2 protein-coding genes are annotated in these 1,703 nt (G+C 64.2%); one reads left to right on the top strand and one right to left on the bottom strand.

Features of this window, described 5'->3' with window-relative positions:
- Positions 1-1,098 (top strand): hydantoinase B/oxoprolinase family protein (locus tag NKH52_RS35270; RefSeq protein ID WP_352658160.1); only part of this gene is annotated, 1,098 nt, incomplete at its 5' end.
- A 44-nt stretch (positions 1,099-1,142) separates the two neighbouring features.
- Here NKH52_RS35270 and NKH52_RS35265 read toward each other — a convergent pair.
- On the bottom strand, positions 1,143-1,703 hold a 561-nt coding region (locus NKH52_RS35265), incomplete at its 5' end, for a GntR family transcriptional regulator (RefSeq protein ID WP_352658163.1).

Below are 1,703 nucleotides of genomic sequence, written 5' to 3'. Positions count from 1 at the left end.
CGCGCCATGGCCGAAATCGCCAAATTGCCGAAGGGCAAGTTCTCCTACGAGGTCCGCCATGACCCGGTCCCCGGCGTGGCGGAGGAGGGCATCCCGGTCCGGATCACCATCGATGTCGACCCTGAAGCCGGCGAGATCACGGTCGATGTGCGTGACAACATGGATAACGTCCCTGGTGGTCTCAACCTTTCGGAAAACACCTGCACGGGCTCGTGCCGCATTGGCGTCTTCAACAATCTCGACGACGGCATCCCGCACAACGAGGGCGCAAAGAGCCGGATCAAGGTGTTGATGCGGGAGGGAAGCGTGGTCGGCAAACCCCGCTACCCCGTAGGCACCTCGGTGGCGACCACCAATGTCAACGACCGCTTGATCATCGCCGGCAATTGCGTGTTCTCGACGATGGGAGAACCTTATGGCCAGGCCGAGAGCGGCTCGCACCTGCCGGCGGGGATTGGGGTGATTTCAGGCAAGGATCCGTTCAAGGATGGGCAGCCCTACGTCAATCAGGTCTTCATTGGCTACGCCGGCGGCGGCGCGCGTCACGGCTATGACGGCTGGCTGACATATTGCGGGCCGGCGAATGGCGGCCTGATCGCGCTGGATTCCGTGGAGGTGGACGAATCCATGTACCCCATCATCATTGAATCGCGCGGCGTGGTGGCGGACACGCAAGGCATTGGCGAGTTCGAGGGCGCTCCCGCGGTGGGCGGTGTCTTCTATCCCGTCGAACACGAGATGACACTGGTCTACTCGGCCGATGGGACAACCTTTCCGCCGCGCGGCGTGCTCGGCGGCGGTGACGCCAAGGCCAGTCGCAGCGCCAAGCGCGGCACGGACGGCAAGCTGGTGGAATTGCCTGCGTTCCATGAGGAGGCGTGTCGCGCCGGCGAGCGCATCGAGTTCGTTGCCTGTGGCGGCGGTGGCTATGGCGACCCGACCAAGCGCGATGTCCGCCGTGTCGCGGCCAGCGTTGACCGCGGCTGGCTGACGAGCGAAGCGGCTCGCCAATCCTACAAGGTGGCCCTGGTGCTGGACGCCGAGCAGGGCGTCTGGGTCGTCGACCAGAATGCCACCGCGCGCCTTCGGGCGGCCTGAGCCAGCGCGAAGAGAGGTCGCCAGCAAATGACCGGCGGCTTCGATCACGCCCGCTTGGCGGCCGCGTCCTGCTCGTCGAAATACCGCAACAGGTTCATGCCACCGCGCACGATGTCGCGTTCGATCGCCTTACGCGCCACCTTCTTGTTGCGGGTCCGGAACGCTTCGATCAGCGTCTCGTGCTCCTCCGCGCCGATGTAATCGTTCTCGGCCTGCAGATAATACACGTTGAGGATAGGGCCCATCGAGACCCACAGGCTTTCGATCTGGGCGATCAGCATATCCATCTTGGACAGGCGGTAGACGCCGAAGTGGAATTCACGATTGGCGCGACGGGCGCGGTCAGCATCGCCGGACGTTTCGCCGGCCACGAAATCGCGATGGATCTCCACAAGTTTGTCAATGTCCGCCTCCGAAACATGCTCGACGGCGAGTTCGGCCGCTAGCCCCTCGAGCGCGATGCGAATGAGCCGGACCTGCCAATAACGCGACCGGGTCAGCTCTGGAACGGTGATGAACCGCCCCGACCGCAGTTCCAGCGCCTGCTCGCTGACGAGCCTGAAACAGGCCTCTCGCACAGGCGTGACGCTGGTGCCCAGCCGTTG

Origin of the sequence: Mesorhizobium sp. M1066, assembly GCF_040318635.1 — a bacterium.
Taxonomy (GTDB): Bacteria; Pseudomonadota; Alphaproteobacteria; order Rhizobiales; family Rhizobiaceae; genus Mesorhizobium.
The sequence above is the reverse complement of the archived record's forward strand: the minus strand, read 5'-3'. Positions and strand labels throughout refer to the sequence as shown.